Here is a 14,365-nt window from a genome sequence, read left to right on the forward strand (position 1 = left end):
CTCAGACCTGGTAGCGGCCCGGGGCGAACAGGTGCGGGTGGCCGGCCACCCACTCCGACGTCCGCCGCAGGCCCTCCTCCAGCGACGTCTCGGGCACCCAGCCCGCCCACTCGCGGGCGCGGCGGTTGTCCGAGAGCAGCCGCTCCACCTCGCTGCCGGACGGGCGCAGGCGCCCGGGGTCGACCACGATCTCGACGCCCTCCCGCCCCGAGGCGGTGATCAGCCGGCGCGCCAGGTCGCCGACGGCGATCTCCCGGCCCGTACCGAGGTTGACCACCTCGCCGAGGGCCCGGTCGCAGCCGGCCACGGCCAGGAAGCCGCGCGCGGTGTCGGTGACATAGGTGAAGTCCCGGGTGGGGCTGAGCGAGCCGAGCCTGATCTCCCGGGCGCCGGCGTGCAGCTGGGCGAGGATCGTGGGGATCACGGCGCGCGCGGACTGGCGGGGCCCGTAGGTGTTGAAGGGGCGCACGACGGTGACCGGCAGGTCGAAGGCGTGCCGGTGGGACAGCGCCATCATGTCGGCGCCGATCTTGGACGCGGAGTACGGCGACTGCGGCTGGAGCGGGTGGTCCTCGGCGATCGGGACGGTGCGGGCGGTCCCGTACACCTCGCTCGTGGAGGTGTGGACCATGCGCCGCACGCCGTACCGGCGGCACGCCTCGGCGACGTTCTCGGTGCCGGTGACGTTGGTCTGGACGTACGCGCCGGGCGCGTCGTAGCTGTACGGGATGCCGATCAGGGCGGCCAGGTGGAAGACGGTGTCGCAGCCGGCCACGGCGTCCATGACGCGGCCGGCGTCGCGGACGTCCCCGGCGATCGTCTCGACGTCGTCCATCCGGTGGCGGAGGTTGCCCTTGTCGCCGTACGGCTTGTAGTGGACGAAGGCGCGGACGCGGGCGCCGCGTTCGAGGAGCAGGTCGACGAGGGTGGAGCCGATGAAGCCCTCGGCGCCGGTGACGAGGACGGTGCGGCCGGTCCATTCGGTGGTCATGCGGGTTCCTTTGCGTACGAGGCGAGGTGGAGGACCCGCTCGGCGAGCAGGTCCGCGGCGTGGGCGTGCGGGCCGCGCGGGGCGGCGCCGCTCATCGCGGCCAGCCGGCCGGGGTCGGCGAGCAGCGGCTCGACGAGCGCGGCGAGGCGGTCGGCGGTGGTCTCGGCGTCGGGCAGCAGGAGGCCCGCGCCGGCGTCGGTGAGGACCCGGGCGTTGTGGCTCTGGTGGTCGCCGGGGGCGTGCGGGTACGGGACGAGGACGGCGGGGACGCCGGTGGTGGCGAGTTCGGCGACGGTGGCCGAGCCGGCCCGGCACACCACCAGGTCGGCGGCGGCGTAGGCGAGGTCCATCCGGTCGAGGTAGGGCACGGCGCGGGCGACGGGGTTGCCGGCGAGGGCGGCCCGGGTGGCGTCCAGGGCGGCCGGGCCGGTCTTGATCAGCAGGTGGACGCCGGTGCGGTGGCGCCAGCGGCCGGCCAGGCCCAGCGCGGCCTCGGTGAGGCGGCGGGCGCCGAGGCTGCCCCCGTTGAACAGCACCAGCCGCCCGCCCTCGGGGACGCCGAGGGCGGCCCGGGCGGCCGGGCGCAGCGCCTGCCGGTCGAGGGCGGCGAGCGGGGCGGCGACGGGCATGCCGGTGGTGACGGCGCCGGGCAGGTGGCCGGTGTCGAAGGCGACGGCGATGTGCGGGGTGAGGCGGGCGGCGAACCGGTTGGCGCGGCCCGGCACGGCGTTGGACTCGTGGACGAGGCTCGGCAGCCCGGCCATCCGGGCACCGAGGACGACGGGCGCGCTGGGGTAGCCGCCCATGCCGACGGCGACCTGGGCGCCCTGCTCGCGCAGCAGGGACCGGACTTGTGCGCCGGAGCGCAGCAGGGCGGCGGGCAGCAGGTACCGCCGGGCGCCCAGGGCGGGGTCGAAGGGGATCATGTCGACGGTGTGCAGCCGGTAGCCGGCGGCCGGGATCAGCTCGCCCTCCAGCCCGCGGGTGGTGCCGACGAAGGTGACGACCGCGTCGGGCGCGGCCCGGCGCAGGGCGTCGGCGATGGCGAGGCCGGGGTAGATGTGCCCGCCGGTGCCGCCCGCGCCGATGACGACGGAGAGTGGTGTGCGCATGGACCGGGACGGTTCCGGAGCGGCCTAAGAGGGTTCTAAGAGGCCGTTTTGGCAGGCTGTCCGGTATGAGCGCGAGCGGTGCGGGACGTACGAGTGGGGCAAGGGTCCTGGTGGTCGACGACGACCCGGAGGTGCGGGCGGCCGTCGAGGACGGCCTGGCGGTGGAGGGGTACGACACCCGGGGCGCCGGGGACGGTCTGGCGGCGCTCTCGGAGGTGGCCGCCTGGCAGCCGGACGTGATCGTGCTGGACGTGATGATGCCGGTGCTGGACGGGCTGGCGGTGTGCCGGCGGCTGCGGGCGCTCGGCGACCGTACGCCGGTGATCGTGCTGACCGCGCTGGACTCGGTGAGCGAGCGGGTCGACGGGCTGGACGCGGGCGCCGACGACTACCTGGTGAAGCCGTTCGCGCTGGACGAGCTGACCGCCCGGCTGCGGGCGCTGCTGCGGCGCGCCGCGCCGGAACCGGAGGGCGCCGAGCCGCCGTTGGCGTTCGGGGACCTGGTGGTGGACCCGGAGACCCGGACGGGCAGCAGGGCCGGGCGCCCGCTGGAGTTCAGCCGCACCGAGTTCGCGCTGCTGGACCTGCTGCTGCGCCATCCCCGGCAGGTGCTGCCCCGGGAGGTGATCCTGGAGCGGGTGTGGGGCCAGGACTTCGGCCCGGACTCCAACTCGCTGGCGGTGTACGTGGGTTACCTGCGCCGCAAGCTGGAGGCGGCCGGGGAGCCCCGGCTGGTGCACACCGTGCATGGCGTCGGCTACCGGCTGGACGAGTCGTGAGCGCCCGGCGGCGGCTGGGCGCGCGGTGGCGGCGCCGGCGCCCGCTGCGCGCCCGGCTGGCGGTGGCCGCGTCGGCGGCGGTGGCGCTGGTCGCGGTGGGCGTGTGCACGGCCGCGTTCTTCGTCATCCGGTACGCGATGTACGAGCAGCTCGACCTGGCCCTCACCCAGTCGGCGACGCGGGTGCTCCAGCAGGAGCGGGGCGCCGCGCCGGGGGTGCTGGCCGGCGAGTGCCGGTTCCTGTCGGCGCCGGCCTGCGCCCAGGTGGTGCCCGCCCGGGCGGAGGACGACCCGGCGCAGCCGTACCTGCTGCCGGTGGGCGCGCCGGTGCGGGAGGTCGCGGCCGGCCGGCGGGCCGCGTACTACAGCAACGTCACGCTGAGCGAGGGGTACGAGGCCCGGATGCTCACCACCCCGTTCGGGCGGGACCGGGCGCTCCAGGTGGCGCTGCGCTCCGACACGGTGGCCCGGGGCGTGCGGCAGGCGGCGGGGCTGCTGGCGGCGGTGGGCGGCGCGGGGGTGCTGCTGGCCGCCGCCCTCGGGTACGGGGTGTCCCGCACGGGCCTGGCGCCGGTGGCCCGGCTGACCGCGACGGCGGAGCGCATCACGGCGACCCGCGACCCCCGGCACCGCATCGAGCTGCCGGCCGGCCCGCCGGGGCGGGAGGACGAGGTGACCCGGCTGGCGGCCAGCTTCAACACCATGCTGGACGAGCTGGAGCGGTCGGTGACCTCGCAGCGCCGCCTGGTCGCGGACGCCTCGCACGAGCTGCGCACCCCGCTCACCGCGTTGCGGACCAACGCCGAGCTGCTGGCCCGCTCCGACCGGCTCTCCCCCGCCCAGCGGGAGCGGGCGTCGGCGGCGCTGGGCCGCCAGCTGCGGGAGGTGACGGGCCTGGTGGGCGACCTGATCGAGCTGGCGCGGGACGAGGAGCCGCGCCCGCTGCTGGAGGAGGTCCGCCCGGCGGCGCTGCTCGACCACGCGGTGGGCACCGCCCGGACGCACTGGCCCCGGGTGGGCTTCACCCTGCGGACGGACGCGGCCGGGTCCGCCCTGGCGCTGCCGGGGGTGCCGTCGCGGCTGTCCCGGCTGCTCACCAACCTGCTGGACAACGCGGCCAAGTTCACCCCGCCCGGCGGGCCTCCCGTCGAGGTGGAGCTGGCCGGGCGGGAGCTGACGGTGCGGGACCACGGCCCCGGGATCGCGCCCGGGGACCTGCCGTACGTCTTCGACCGCTTCTACCGCGCGGAGGCGGCCCGCGCCCTGCCCGGCTCGGGCCTCGGCCTGGCGATGGCCCGCCAGATCGCCCGGGCGCACGGGGCGGAGCTGACCGCGGAGAACGCCCCGGGCGGCGGCGCCCTGTTCCGGCTGGTGTTCCCCGCGCCGGGCGCCGGGGGCGCTACAGGGGCCGGTACATGACGTGCAGCCCGACGTACCCGGCCGCGGGGTGGTGGAAGGCGTCCGGGACGGTGCCGACGACGGTGAACCCGAGCTTCTCGTAGAGCCGTACGGCGTGGACGTTGGTTTCCACGACCGCGTTGAACTGCATGCCCCGGTAGCCGGCCGCCCGGGCCCACTCCAGGGTGTGCTCGACCAGCGCGCGGCCGACGCCCCGGCCGCCGTGGGCGGGGTCGGTCATATAGCTGGCGCTGGCGATGTGCCCGCCGTTGCCGGCCTGGTTGCGGTTCATCTTGGCGGTGCCGACGACCCGGCCGGTCTCGTCGTCCACGGCGACGACCGTGCGGTGGGGGGCGGTGAGCAGCCACCAGCCGCGGCCCTCCTCCTCGTCCAGATCGAGCGGGAAGGTGAAGGTGTCCCCGGCGGCGACGATGGTGTGGAAGAAGGGCCAGATGGCGGACCAGTCGTCCGCGGTGGCCTCTCGGATGGTGAGGTGCATCGGGCCAGCATGCCCGCCCTTGACCTCAAGCGCAGTCGAGTTTCTTCGGTGACGTCATGACCACGATCACGGAGTACTCGACCGAGGAACTGGCCGCCCAGCCCGCCGGGGCGTGGACCGGTCTCGCGTACCGCGCCGTCGTCGGCGCCCTGCGCGCGGCGCTGGCCGAGGAGGACCTGACCCAGCCGCACTGGTGGACCCTCAACCACGCCGCCGGGGCGCCCGGAACCTGGACGCGGGCGGCGCTGACGGCGCGGCTGCTGCGCTACGACGACCAGGACACCGACTTCGGCGCGGTGTACGACGACCTCGTCGCCCGCGGCTGGCTCACCGAGTCGCCGGAGGGGACGTTCACGCTCACCCGCGAGGGCGAGGCGGGGCGGGAGCGCGCCCGGGTGCGCAACGCCCGCGTCCTGGCGCGCGCCCACGAAGGCATCGCCGCCGAGGAGTACGCCACCGCCGTGAACGTCCTGCGCCGGCTGGTCGCCAACATGGGCGGCGACGCGGACCTGCCGTAGCGGCGGGCCGGGAGGCCGGCCGCGTCAGGCCTTGGCGACGGCCGGCCGGGCGTCGGCGAGCAGCGGCTCCACCTCGCGGCTGACCTTGCGCTCGACGAAGAACGCGGCGAAGGGGATGGTGCCGGACAGCAGGATCCACAGCAGCTTGCCGAACGGCCACCGGGCCTTGGAGCCCAGGTCGAAGGCGAAGATCAGGTAGATGATGTAGAGGACGCCGTGGGTCTGGGAGACCATGAAGGTCACGTCCTCGCCCGTGTCGAACCCGTACTTCGCCACCATGCAGGTGCAGAGCACGAGCAGCATCACGGCGGTCACATAGGCCATGACCCGGTAGCGGGTCAGCACGCTCCTCTTCATGGCGTCGAGCGTAACCGCACGTTCCGGGCGATCTTCGGCCGGGACCCCGGGTCGGGCCCCGCCGCTCACTTCTCCTCGAAGTCGCGTGCGGCGATCCGCAGCGGGCGGAGCGTCGCGAAGATCTCCGCGCACTCCTCGGCGTCGTACACGCCCAGGCCGAAGTCCATGGCCATCAGGTCCGCCGTGGCCGCCTCGACGACCTCGCGGCCCTTGCCGGTGATGGAGGCGAGCGTGCCGCGCCCGTCGTTGGGGTTGGGGCGCTTGGCCACCAGGCCCGACTTCACCAGCCGGTCCACTGTGTTCGTCACGGACGTGGGGTGGACCATCAGCCGCTCGCCGATCTTGGACATCGGCAGCTCGCCCTCCTTGGAGAAGGTGAGCAGCACCAGTGCCTCGTAGCGCGCGAAGGTCAGGCCGTAGGGCTTGACCACGGCGTCGACCTCCGCGAGGAGGATCTGGTGGGCGCGCATGATCGAGGTGATGGCGGCCATGGAGGGGACGGGCCCCCAGCGCCGCTGCCAGAGCTCGTCGGCTCGGGCGATGGGGTCGAACGGGAGACTGAGCGGTTTCGGCACGCCGTCGACCATACCGAGAGGTCACATGCTGGTCAGCCCCGTCTCGCGGTTCGGTACCGGTGGCGGTGGGGGGCGGTGTCGCACCCCGCGGAATTGTGACCGTTATGTCACGATTGCCCGGCCCGTTTGTCCCTGGTCACCGTGATACGAGGGGGCTGGATGTCCGGCCACACATCGCTCCGCGCCCGTACCGCCCGCCGCCTCCTGGCGGTCGCCCTGTCCGCCGGCGCCCTGGCCGCCACCGGCTGCCTGCCGGGCGGCCCCGGCGCCGCGAGCCCCCGGGGCGAAGGGGGCCCCGCCCAGGCACCGGTCGGGCGCAGCCGGCCCGCCGCGGACGGCCCGTTCTGGGTCGACCCGCAGAGCGCGGCGGCCAAGCAGGTCGCCGCGTACGAGGCGGAGGGCCGCACCGACGACGCCGAGGTGCTGCGGCGCATCTCCGAGCGGCCCGCCGCCCAGTGGCCCGCGTGGAACGACCCGGCCACCGACATCACCCGGGCCGTGCGGGGCGCGGCGGCGGCGGGCGGCCGGACGGTCGTCCTGGTCGCGTACAACATCCCGCACCGCGACTGCGGCTCGTACTCGAAGGGCGGCGCGGCGGGCCCCGAGGCGTACCGGCAGTGGATCGACACGTTCGCCGGGGCCGTCGGGGACGCCCCGGCGGTCGTGGTCCTGGAGCCGGACGCGGTGCCGCACATGATCGACGGCTGCACCCCCGTCCAGCACCACGAGGAGCGCTACCGGCTGCTCGCCGAGGCGGTGGACCGGCTGAAGCGGCAGCCGCGCACCACCGTCTACCTGGACGCGGGCAACCCCGCCTGGATCAAGGACCCGGGCAAGCTGGTGGAGCCGCTGCGGCGCGCCGGGCTGGCGAAGGCGGACGGCTTCGCGCTGAACGTGTCGAACTTCCAGACCACCTCGTCCGTCACCGCCTTCGGCAGCCAGCTGTCGGCGCTGCTCGGCGGCGCCCGGTACGTCGTCGACACCAGCCGCAACGGCGCCGGCCCGCTGGAGGGCGACGGCGAGGAGGCGTGGTGCAACCCGCCCGGCCGGGCGCTGGGCACCCCGCCCACCACCGCCACCGGCGACGCGCGCGTGGCCGCCTACCTGTGGATCAAGCGGCCGGGCGAGTCGGACGGCACCTGCCGGGGCGGCCCGGCGGCGGGCACCTGGTGGCCGGAGTACGCCCTGGGGCTGGCCCGCCGCGCGAAGGCGTGACGGGGCGCCTCAGGGCACCTGGACCCACTTGGCGACCGAGGGCCGGCCGTCCTTGTCGACCACGAACAGCATGTACCAGCCGGGCGGGACCAGGGTCCGGTCCGTGGGCGCGGTGACGGTGACCGTGCCCTTGCCCCGGGTGAGGTCCAGCGCGACGGACCGCTGCTCCACGTCGGTGGTGTGCGTGACCGCGCTGGGCCGCATCAGCCGCGCGGTGGCGATCCGGGCGGCGTCCGCGGTGCGGAAGGTGGCCCGGCCCCGGGCGTCGAGCCGGGTGGGCCCGGGCCCCAGTGCCGGCCGGGCCTCGGCGCCGCCACCGTGCAGATAGGGCGGGGTGAAGACCTCCACGCGCTGCTCGAAGGTGCCCAGCTTGGTGTTGTCCTTGTCGCTGAAGAGCGGGTCCGAGCCGAAGGTGGCCACCCGTCCGTCCGGCAGCAGCAGGGCCTCCGAGTGGTAGTTGCGGCCCACGGTCGGCTCGGCGGCCTCCCGGAAGGAGTCGCTCTTCGGCTCGTAGAACTGCGCCTTGAGGATGTCGCTGCCGCTGCGGCCGCGGTACTGCTTCGACCCGCCGGTGGTGAAGACGGTGTCGTCGGGCAGCAGGACGCTGCTGAGGTAGCGGGTGCCCTGTGGCAGGGAGGCGCCGGTGCGGAAGGAGGGGGTGGCGGCCTTGAGGTCGATCAGCGCGGTGCGGGCGGTGGACAGTTCGGACTCGCCCACCCCGCCGCCGCCGAGCACCATCAGCTTCTGGTCCTGGGCGGGCGCCAGCAGCAGGGAGGCGGAGGTCTCCAGCTGGTCGGGGTCGGTGATGCCCCTGATCGGCTGGAAAGTGTTCTTCTTCAGGTCCCACAGCCCGGGCAGGCGGCCCTTGGTGGCGGGCCCGTAGCCGGCGTTGGAGCCGGTGTAGAAGAGCTTGCCGCCCTGGGTGAGGAAGAGCGCCGGGTAGGTGGGGAAGTACCGGAAGGGACCCTTGGTCCACTTCTTGGTCCTCGGGTCGTAGATCTCGTTGTCGCCGGGGACCACGTCGCCGACGTCGTTGAGGCCGGAGACGGCGAGCACCTTGCCGTCCTGGAGGGTGACCAGGGTCGGGTACCAGCGGGCGTCCTTCATGGGGGCGACGGGTACGTACTTCTCGGCCCTGGGGTCGAACTCGTACGCCGCCTTGATGCCCTGGAAGTCCTGCTTCTCGGTGGTGAGCCGCTGGGCGATGCCGTAGACGTTGTCGGCGTCCTTGCCCTTGAGGCCGAGGACCTTGTACTGGGCGGCCTCGGTGGTCAGCGCCCGGGGCCCCTCCTTCCGGGCCTCGACGAAGACCCGCGCCTCGGCGGCGGTGACCTTGGTCTCCCAGGGCTTCATCTGGCCGCTGGTGAAGTACGAGATCTTGAAGTTCCGTTTGGCCTTGGGGACGGTCACGTCGAACTTCGAGACGTACTCGACCCCGGTGGGCGAGCGGAAGACGGTGCCCTTCTTGAGGGTGACGGCGCGGTCCGGGCTCTCGTTCTTGACGCGCATGCCGCCGCCCGCGCGCTTGACCTCGCCGTCGAGGACCTCGTAGCGGGCGGTGCCGCCGGCGACCAGGAGGCGCCCGTCGGGGAGCTGGCTGTGGCCGGCGCAGAAGAAGTCCTCCGGGGTGGGGATCTTCTTGAAGGTGTTCTTGACCGGGTCCCACAGGACGGTGTCGAAGGTGCCCGCGTCGAACTTCTTCTGGTTGTTGCCCGAGCCGGCGATGAGCAGCACCTTGCCGGTGTGGAGCAGCGCGGCGTGGATGGCGTTGAGGCGGACGCCGCCGGGCACGTCGAGCTGCTGCCAGGAGCCGTACTTCGCCCGGTAGCCGGGCTGGGCGATCTTGTAGGCGTGGTACTTCTCCTGGGCGAAGGAGAGCGCGGCCGGCGCGTTCAGGCCCGCGAGCAGCAGCACCGCGCCACCGCCCAGCAGGGTCTTCTTGAGCTTCTTCGACGGCCGGTAGGCCATGGGTCAGTTCCCTCCTGTCGTCGTGGCGAACGCGGGCTCGGGCTCGTCGCCGGCCTGGGCGGCGACCTTCGCGCGTGCCGCCGCCGCCACCGCGGAGGCGGTACGCCGCTGCGGGCGGCGGAACCGGCCGCGTGCCCGGCCCTCCTGGAGGCGGCCCCAGCCCCAGACGGCGACCGGGGCCAGCGCTATGCCGAGGGCGAGCACCGCCCAGGTGCGCATCGCGGCGTGGGTGTGGCCGAGGACGACGGAGACGGCGAGCGAGAGGGCGAGCACGCCGGCCCAGAACAGGTGGATGCGGAAGGTGGCGAGCCGGTCGGGGCTGGCCTCACCGCCCTTGGGCGTGACGACGAAGCGGCCGTCGGTGCGGACCAGTGCCGCCCACAGGGAGGCGAGGTAGATGGGCGCGCAGAGCGCCGACATCGCCATGCCGGCCAGCCCGCCGGACCCCTCGGGCTCGTGCGGGGAGACGTTGTGGCGGCGGTTCCACAGGTAGAGCCCGATCTGGAGGGCGGCGGCGTCGCTGTAGAGCATCAGCCAGACGGAGGAGGACACCTGGGTGCCGGAGGCGCCGAACCAGAGGAACAGGACGCAGGAGAGGATGCCGAGGAACCAGTTGACCGCGGTCATCGGGTAGTAGACGAGCATCAGCGTGTAGTTGAGCAGCCGGCCCGGGGGGAGCCGGAAGAAGCCCTTGGCGTACTGCCGGAAGAGGGTCTCGTAGGTGCCGCGCGACCAGCGCAGCTGCTGGGTGAAGAAGTCCGTCCAGGAGGCGGGGCCCTCGCCCACGGCGAGGACGTCGGGGGTGTAGACGGACCGCCACAGCCGGCCGGTGAGCGGGTTGACCGCGCGGTGCAGCTCGAAGCCGGTGGCCATGTCCTCGGTGATCGAGTCGTACAGTCCGCCGACCTGGACGAGGGCCTCGATGCGGACGACGTTGTTGGTGCCCACGAACATGGGGGCGTGGTAGCGGTTGCCCGCGCGCTGGATGAGGGCGTGGAAGAGGAACTGCTGGGACTCGGCGGCCTTGGTGACCGGCGAGGTGTAGTTCCCGTACACCTGGGGGCCGACGACGAAGGCGATGTCGGGGTCGCGGAAGTAGCCGAGGGTCCGCTCCAGGAAGTTGGGCAGCGGGACGTGGTCGGTGTCGACGGAGGCGAAGAAGTCGTAGGCGTCGCCGTGCGTGGCGATCCACGCGTTGTAGTTGCCGTGCTTGGTCCTGGCCTTGTGGGCGCCCTTGGGGCGGTTCCAGGCGGGTACGCCGGCCCGGGTGAAGTGGTGGACGCCCAGCTCGCGGCAGAGGGCCTTGGCCTGCGGGTCGTCGCCCTCGTCGAGCAGCCAGACGTCCAGCGGCCCCTGGTGGGTGACGCGGACCGCCGCTTCGAGGGTGGCGCGGACCATGGACAGCGGCTCCTTGCCCGGTACGTAGGTGGTGAGGAAGGCGACCCGGGTGCCCACCTCGGGGACGACCGGTACGGGGTCGCGGGCGACCATGGTGGCGTGGGCGATGGAGGCGACGTTGACCAGCATGAACAGGCAGATCAGCCCGATGGACACCAGCATCACGGCGTCGAACCGCACCAGCCAGACGTCCCCGCCCTCGCGCCGGGTCCAGTGCGTGGGCCACACCAGGTAGGCCAGCAGGGCCGCCGACAGCAGCGGGGCGAGCGTCATCAGCGCGACGGCTCGTATTCGGCGCGGTTCCCGGGCGAGCAGACTGCGGTACCGCACCTGACAGGCCGCCGGATCCGGTTCCGTGAGGGGACCGGCGAGTCGGCTGTAGGTGTCGTAGTCGTAGCCTTCCGGCCGCACGGTGCCTCCACCTGTCGAGCGGGTCGGTATATCCCTACAAAAAGGGAGATGCGACACCGTGTCGACCGGGGGCGTCCGAGCGGGGGGTTTCCCGGCCGGGGCGTTTGAGGGCCCGCCCGGAGGCGGCCGGCGGGGCCCGTACGGAGGCGGTTCGCGGCGTACGGACACGAAGAACCCCGGCCGCGCGAGGCGGCCGGGGTTCCCGGGTTCCGGTCTGCTGCGGGTCAGGCGGAGAGGTGGCGCTCCACCGTCTCGACCTTGGAGGTGAGCCCGTCGGTGACGCCCGGGCGGATGTCGGCCTTGAGGACCAGGGAGACGCGGGGCGCGCGGGCCTCGACGGCGGCCACGGCCCGCCGTACGACGTCCATGACCTCCTCCCACTCGCCCTCGACCGAGGTGAACATCGCGTCGGTGCGGTGCGGCAGCCCGGACTCGCGGACCACGCGGACGGCGTCGGCGACGTACTCGCCGACCTCCTCGCCCACGCCGAGCGGGGTGACGGAGAAGGCGACGATCACGCGTTCACCGTGCCCTCGCGGCGGGCGCGGGAGGCGATGACCGCGTCGTCGGCGGCGCGGCGCAGCCTGCGGTCGGCGTAGAAGCCGCCGAAGGGCACCACGGACAGCAGGAAGTAGACGGCGGCGGTCTTCACGTCCCACTTGGTGCGGTTCCAGGCGTCCAGCCAGAAGAGCACGTACAGGACGAACAGCACGCCGTGGATCGCGCCCATGACCGGGACGGCGTTGAACTCCGTCGTGCGCTTCAGCACCGAGCAGACGAGCAGCAGGATGAACGACACGGCCTCCGGGGCGGAGACCAGTCGGAGGCGGTGGAGGGAGGCGGCGGTCTTGATGTCCACGGGGCGGCTACCTTCGGCGTCGGTCTGGGGGCGACAGTCGCCCGGCCACCAATCTTGTGAATCGGTGCACAAGCGACCCGTTCATTGTGACAGGCGGCCTCGCCGGCCCGATGTCAGGGTCGGGATCCTCCCCAGGTCCCTGTCCGCGCCCCGGAGCACCGGTTACCGTCGTCGCGTGGCAACGTTCCGACTCCAAGGCAGCAAGGTGCTGGCCGTCGACATGACCGGCGACGCCGTGAAGGCGAAGAACGGCTCGATGGTCGCGTACGACGGCCGGATGGCCTTCAAGAAGATGTCCGGCGGCGGCGAGGGCCTGCGCGGCATGGTGACCCGCCGCCTCACCGGCGAGCAGATGGAGATGATGGAGGTGACGGGGCAGGGCACCTGCTTCTTCGCCGACCGCGCCTCCGAGATCAACCTGGTTTCCCTCCACGGCGACAAGCTGTACGTGGAGTCCAGCAACCTGCTGTGCGCCGACGCCTCCCTGCGCACCGGCACCAGCTTCACCGGGCTGCGCGGCGGGGCGAGCGGGACCGGGCTGTTCACCACGACGGTGGAGGGCACCGGGCAGGCGGCGATCATGTCGGACGGGCCGGCCGTGGTGCTGCGGGTGACACCGCAGTACCCGCTCTCGGTCGACCCCGGCGCGTACATCGCCCACCAGGGCGATCTGCGGCAGGACTTCCAGTCGGGCGTGACCTTCCGCACCCTCGTCGGCGAGGGCGGCGGCGAGGCGTTCCAGATCCGCTTCGAGGGCGACGGCCTGGTGTACGTCCAGCCCAGCGAGCGCAACACGGTCGGAGGGGACGTCTGATGCCGTTCCGCGAGGTCAATTCGAAGATGGTCGAGGCGACCCTCTCCCCCGGACAGAAGATGTTCAGCCAGCGTGGCGCGATGCTGGCCTACCGCGGGGACGTCACTTTCACGCCGAACATGGCCGGCGGCCAGGGCGGCGTGATGTCGATGATCGGCCGGCGGGTCGCCGACGAGGCCGCGCCGCTGATGACCGTGGAGGGCAGCGGCACGGTGATGTTCGGGCACGGCGGCCACCACATCCAGGTGATCCGGCTGTCCGGCGAGACGCTGTACGTCGAGGCCGACCGGCTGCTCGCCTTCGACGGCACCCTCCAGCAGGGCACCATGTTCATGGGCTCGCAGGGCGGTGTGATGGGCATGGTGCGCGGCCAGGTGACCGGGCAGGGCCTGTTCACCACCACCCTCAAGGGCCATGGCGCGGTCGCCGTGATGGCCCACGGCGGGGTCGTCGAGCTGCCCATCGCGCCCGGCCGCCCCGTGCACGTCGACCCCCAGGCGTACGTCGCCCACCACGGCGACGTGCGCAACAAGCTCTCCACCGCGCTCGGCTGGCGCGACATGGTGGGGCGCGGCTCCGGCGAGGCGTTCCAGCTGGAGCTGAGCGGCAGCGGTGCGGTCTACGTCCAGGCGTCGGAGGAGAAACTGTGAGCACGCCCGTCATCCACGATCCGTCGACCCTGCCGAGCGACGACAACGTCAACGCGTACACCTTCTGCGTGGAGCTGAAGGGCTCCCAGTGGTTCCTGCAGAAGGGCAAGATGATCGCCTACTACGGGCGCATCGACTTCAACGGCGTCGGCCACGGCCGGCTGGACCGGCTGGTCCGCTCCAGCTTCCACTCCCCGCTGCACGCGAGCGACTGGGTGGTGGCGGAGGGCAGCGGCAAGATGCTGCTCGCCGACCGGGCCTTCGACGTCAACTCGTACGACCTGGACGACGGCAACCTCACGATCCGCGCCGGCAACCTCCTCGCGTACCAGCCCTCCCTGGCCCTGAAGCAGTCGATCGTGCCCGGCTTCCTCACCCTGATCGGTACGGGGAAGTTCGTGGCGGCCTCCAACGGCCCGGTGGTCTTCATGGAGCCGCCTCTGCGGGTGGACCCGCAGGCGCTGGTCGGCTGGGCGGACTGCCCCTCGCCCTGCCACCACTACGACCACGGCTACATGACCGGTGTGATGGGCGGGCTGCGCGCGCTGACCGGGCTCGGGGGCGCCTCGGGCGAGGAGCACCAGTTCGAGTTCGTGGGCGCCGGGACGGTGCTGCTGCAGTCCTCGGAGGCCCTGATGCCCGAGCGGGCGACGGGTGCGGTGCCGCACGAGCCGGGCGTGCCGGGCGCCGGCGCCCCGGGGTCGGGATCCGGCCAGGGCGGGCACGGCTCCACACCGCGCCTTCCCGGACAGCTGGGGGACCTCCAGCGTCGCTTCGGACTGTGAGCGGTAGTCTGCTGAGTGTGACGCCCTCGAACGTCTG

16 protein-coding genes are annotated in these 14,365 nt (G+C 73.3%); 7 read left to right on the forward strand and 9 right to left on the reverse strand.

Going from position 1 to position 14,365, the window contains the following annotated elements; genetic code table 11:
• Position 1 precedes the first annotated feature (1 nt).
• On the reverse strand, positions 2-991 hold the full coding sequence (locus ACF08D_RS11930; protein WP_392222463.1) for an SDR family NAD(P)-dependent oxidoreductase: 990 nt from the start codon (positions 989-991) through the stop codon (positions 2-4).
• A complete protein-coding gene (locus tag ACF08D_RS11935; RefSeq protein ID WP_392222464.1) occupies positions 988-2,103 on the reverse strand; it encodes a glycosyltransferase in 1,116 nt (371 codons plus the stop codon). Before ACF08D_RS11935 ends, ACF08D_RS11930 begins: the two co-directional genes overlap by 4 nt.
• A gap of 65 nt (positions 2,104-2,168) precedes the next feature.
• On the opposite strand from ACF08D_RS11935, the gene ACF08D_RS11940 reads away from it, so the two are divergent.
• Both ACF08D_RS11940 and ACF08D_RS11945 read left to right on the forward strand, forming a co-directional pair.
• Positions 2,169-2,882, forward strand: a complete 714-nt coding sequence (locus ACF08D_RS11940) for a response regulator transcription factor (RefSeq protein ID WP_392222465.1) — start codon at positions 2,169-2,171, stop codon at positions 2,880-2,882.
• Positions 2,879-4,300 carry a sensor histidine kinase gene (locus ACF08D_RS11945; RefSeq protein ID WP_392222466.1) on the forward strand — a complete coding sequence of 474 codons (1,422 nt, stop codon included), beginning with the start codon at positions 2,879-2,881 and terminating at the stop codon, positions 4,298-4,300. Before ACF08D_RS11940 ends, ACF08D_RS11945 begins: the two co-directional genes overlap by 4 nt.
• Here the strand turns inward: ACF08D_RS11945 and ACF08D_RS11950 are convergent.
• The gene (locus ACF08D_RS11950; RefSeq protein WP_392222467.1) at positions 4,281-4,778 is read right to left on the reverse strand and encodes a GNAT family N-acetyltransferase; all 498 of its coding nucleotides are present in this window, start codon (positions 4,776-4,778) and stop codon (positions 4,281-4,283) included. The genes ACF08D_RS11945 and ACF08D_RS11950 overlap by 20 nt on opposite strands.
• 56 nt (positions 4,779-4,834) lie before the next feature.
• Between ACF08D_RS11950 and ACF08D_RS11955 the strand changes: the two genes are divergently transcribed.
• A complete protein-coding gene (locus ACF08D_RS11955; RefSeq protein ID WP_392222468.1) occupies positions 4,835-5,296 on the forward strand; it encodes a MarR family transcriptional regulator in 462 nt (153 codons plus the stop codon).
• Between the two features lie 24 nt (positions 5,297-5,320).
• On the opposite strand, the gene ACF08D_RS11960 is transcribed toward ACF08D_RS11955, so the two are convergent.
• Both ACF08D_RS11960 and ACF08D_RS11965 read right to left on the reverse strand, forming a co-directional pair.
• The gene (locus tag ACF08D_RS11960; RefSeq protein WP_392222469.1) at positions 5,321-5,653 is read right to left on the reverse strand and encodes a DUF3817 domain-containing protein; all 333 of its coding nucleotides are present in this window, start codon (positions 5,651-5,653) and stop codon (positions 5,321-5,323) included.
• A 65-nt stretch (positions 5,654-5,718) separates the two neighbouring features.
• On the reverse strand, positions 5,719-6,228 hold the full coding sequence (locus ACF08D_RS11965; protein ID WP_392222470.1) for a MarR family winged helix-turn-helix transcriptional regulator: 510 nt from the start codon (positions 6,226-6,228) through the stop codon (positions 5,719-5,721).
• A gap of 159 nt (positions 6,229-6,387) precedes the next feature.
• On the opposite strand from ACF08D_RS11965, the gene ACF08D_RS11970 reads away from it, so the two are divergent.
• The gene (locus ACF08D_RS11970; protein ID WP_392222471.1) at positions 6,388-7,443 is read left to right on the forward strand and encodes a glycoside hydrolase family 6 protein; all 1,056 of its coding nucleotides are present in this window, start codon (positions 6,388-6,390) and stop codon (positions 7,441-7,443) included.
• 9 nt (positions 7,444-7,452) lie between these two features.
• Here ACF08D_RS11970 and ACF08D_RS11975 read toward each other — a convergent pair whose 3' ends face one another.
• The 4 genes from ACF08D_RS11975 to ACF08D_RS11990 form a co-directional block, all read right to left on the reverse strand.
• Complete coding sequence (locus ACF08D_RS11975; RefSeq protein WP_392222472.1) at positions 7,453-9,411, reverse strand: galactose oxidase-like domain-containing protein; 1,959 nt, start codon at positions 9,409-9,411, stop codon at positions 7,453-7,455.
• A 3-nt stretch (positions 9,412-9,414) separates the two neighbouring features.
• Complete coding sequence (locus ACF08D_RS11980) at positions 9,415-11,220, reverse strand: glycosyltransferase family 2 protein (RefSeq protein ID WP_392222473.1); 1,806 nt, start codon at positions 11,218-11,220, stop codon at positions 9,415-9,417.
• A 224-nt stretch (positions 11,221-11,444) separates the two neighbouring features.
• Complete coding sequence (locus ACF08D_RS11985) at positions 11,445-11,738, reverse strand: MTH1187 family thiamine-binding protein (RefSeq protein WP_392222474.1); 294 nt, start codon at positions 11,736-11,738, stop codon at positions 11,445-11,447.
• A complete protein-coding gene (locus tag ACF08D_RS11990; RefSeq protein WP_392222475.1) occupies positions 11,735-12,079 on the reverse strand; it encodes a DUF3817 domain-containing protein in 345 nt (114 codons plus the stop codon). The genes ACF08D_RS11985 and ACF08D_RS11990 overlap by 4 nt, the downstream gene beginning before the upstream one ends.
• A gap of 175 nt (positions 12,080-12,254) precedes the next feature.
• Here ACF08D_RS11990 and ACF08D_RS11995 point away from each other — a divergent pair, with 175 nt between their 5' ends.
• From ACF08D_RS11995 to ACF08D_RS12005, 3 genes are read left to right on the forward strand one after another with little or no spacing between them, the layout of a single operon-like run.
• Positions 12,255-12,893 (forward strand): AIM24 family protein, encoded by a 639-nt coding sequence (locus ACF08D_RS11995; RefSeq protein ID WP_392222476.1) that lies wholly within the window; start codon positions 12,255-12,257, stop codon positions 12,891-12,893.
• On the forward strand, positions 12,893-13,543 hold the full coding sequence (locus tag ACF08D_RS12000; protein WP_392222477.1) for an AIM24 family protein: 651 nt from the start codon (positions 12,893-12,895) through the stop codon (positions 13,541-13,543). The genes ACF08D_RS11995 and ACF08D_RS12000 overlap by 1 nt, the downstream gene beginning before the upstream one ends.
• Positions 13,540-14,328: an AIM24 family protein gene (locus ACF08D_RS12005; RefSeq protein WP_392222478.1), complete on the forward strand. Its 789-nt coding sequence runs from the start codon at positions 13,540-13,542 to the stop codon at positions 14,326-14,328. The genes ACF08D_RS12000 and ACF08D_RS12005 overlap by 4 nt, the downstream gene beginning before the upstream one ends.
• Positions 14,329-14,365 lie beyond the last annotated feature (37 nt).

Origin of the sequence: Streptomyces sp. NPDC015131 (assembly GCF_043079975.1) — a bacterium.
In the GTDB taxonomy this organism is placed as follows: Bacteria; Actinomycetota; Actinomycetes; order Streptomycetales; family Streptomycetaceae; genus Streptomyces.

What these genes read in the sequence shown, in the direction of transcription:
- ACF08D_RS11940 (WP_392222465.1), top strand. Translation starts at nt 2,169, where the DNA reads ATGAGCGCGAGCGGTGCGGGACGTACGAGTGGGGCAAGGGTCCTGGTG.
- ACF08D_RS11935 (WP_392222464.1), bottom strand. Translation starts at nt 2,103, where the DNA reads ATGCGCACACCACTCTCCGTCGTCATCGGCGCGGGCGGCACCGGCGGG.
- ACF08D_RS11970 (WP_392222471.1), top strand. Translation starts at nt 6,388, where the DNA reads ATGTCCGGCCACACATCGCTCCGCGCCCGTACCGCCCGCCGCCTCCTG.
- ACF08D_RS11975 (WP_392222472.1), bottom strand. Translation starts at nt 9,411, where the DNA reads ATGGCCTACCGGCCGTCGAAGAAGCTCAAGAAGACCCTGCTGGGCGGT.
- ACF08D_RS11930 (WP_392222463.1), bottom strand. Translation starts at nt 991, where the DNA reads ATGACCACCGAATGGACCGGCCGCACCGTCCTCGTCACCGGCGCCGAG.
- ACF08D_RS11960 (WP_392222469.1), bottom strand. Translation starts at nt 5,653, where the DNA reads ATGAAGAGGAGCGTGCTGACCCGCTACCGGGTCATGGCCTATGTGACC.
- ACF08D_RS11955 (WP_392222468.1), top strand. Translation starts at nt 4,835, where the DNA reads ATGACCACGATCACGGAGTACTCGACCGAGGAACTGGCCGCCCAGCCC.
- ACF08D_RS12000 (WP_392222477.1), top strand. Translation starts at nt 12,893, where the DNA reads ATGCCGTTCCGCGAGGTCAATTCGAAGATGGTCGAGGCGACCCTCTCC.
- ACF08D_RS11950 (WP_392222467.1), bottom strand. Translation starts at nt 4,778, where the DNA reads ATGCACCTCACCATCCGAGAGGCCACCGCGGACGACTGGTCCGCCATC.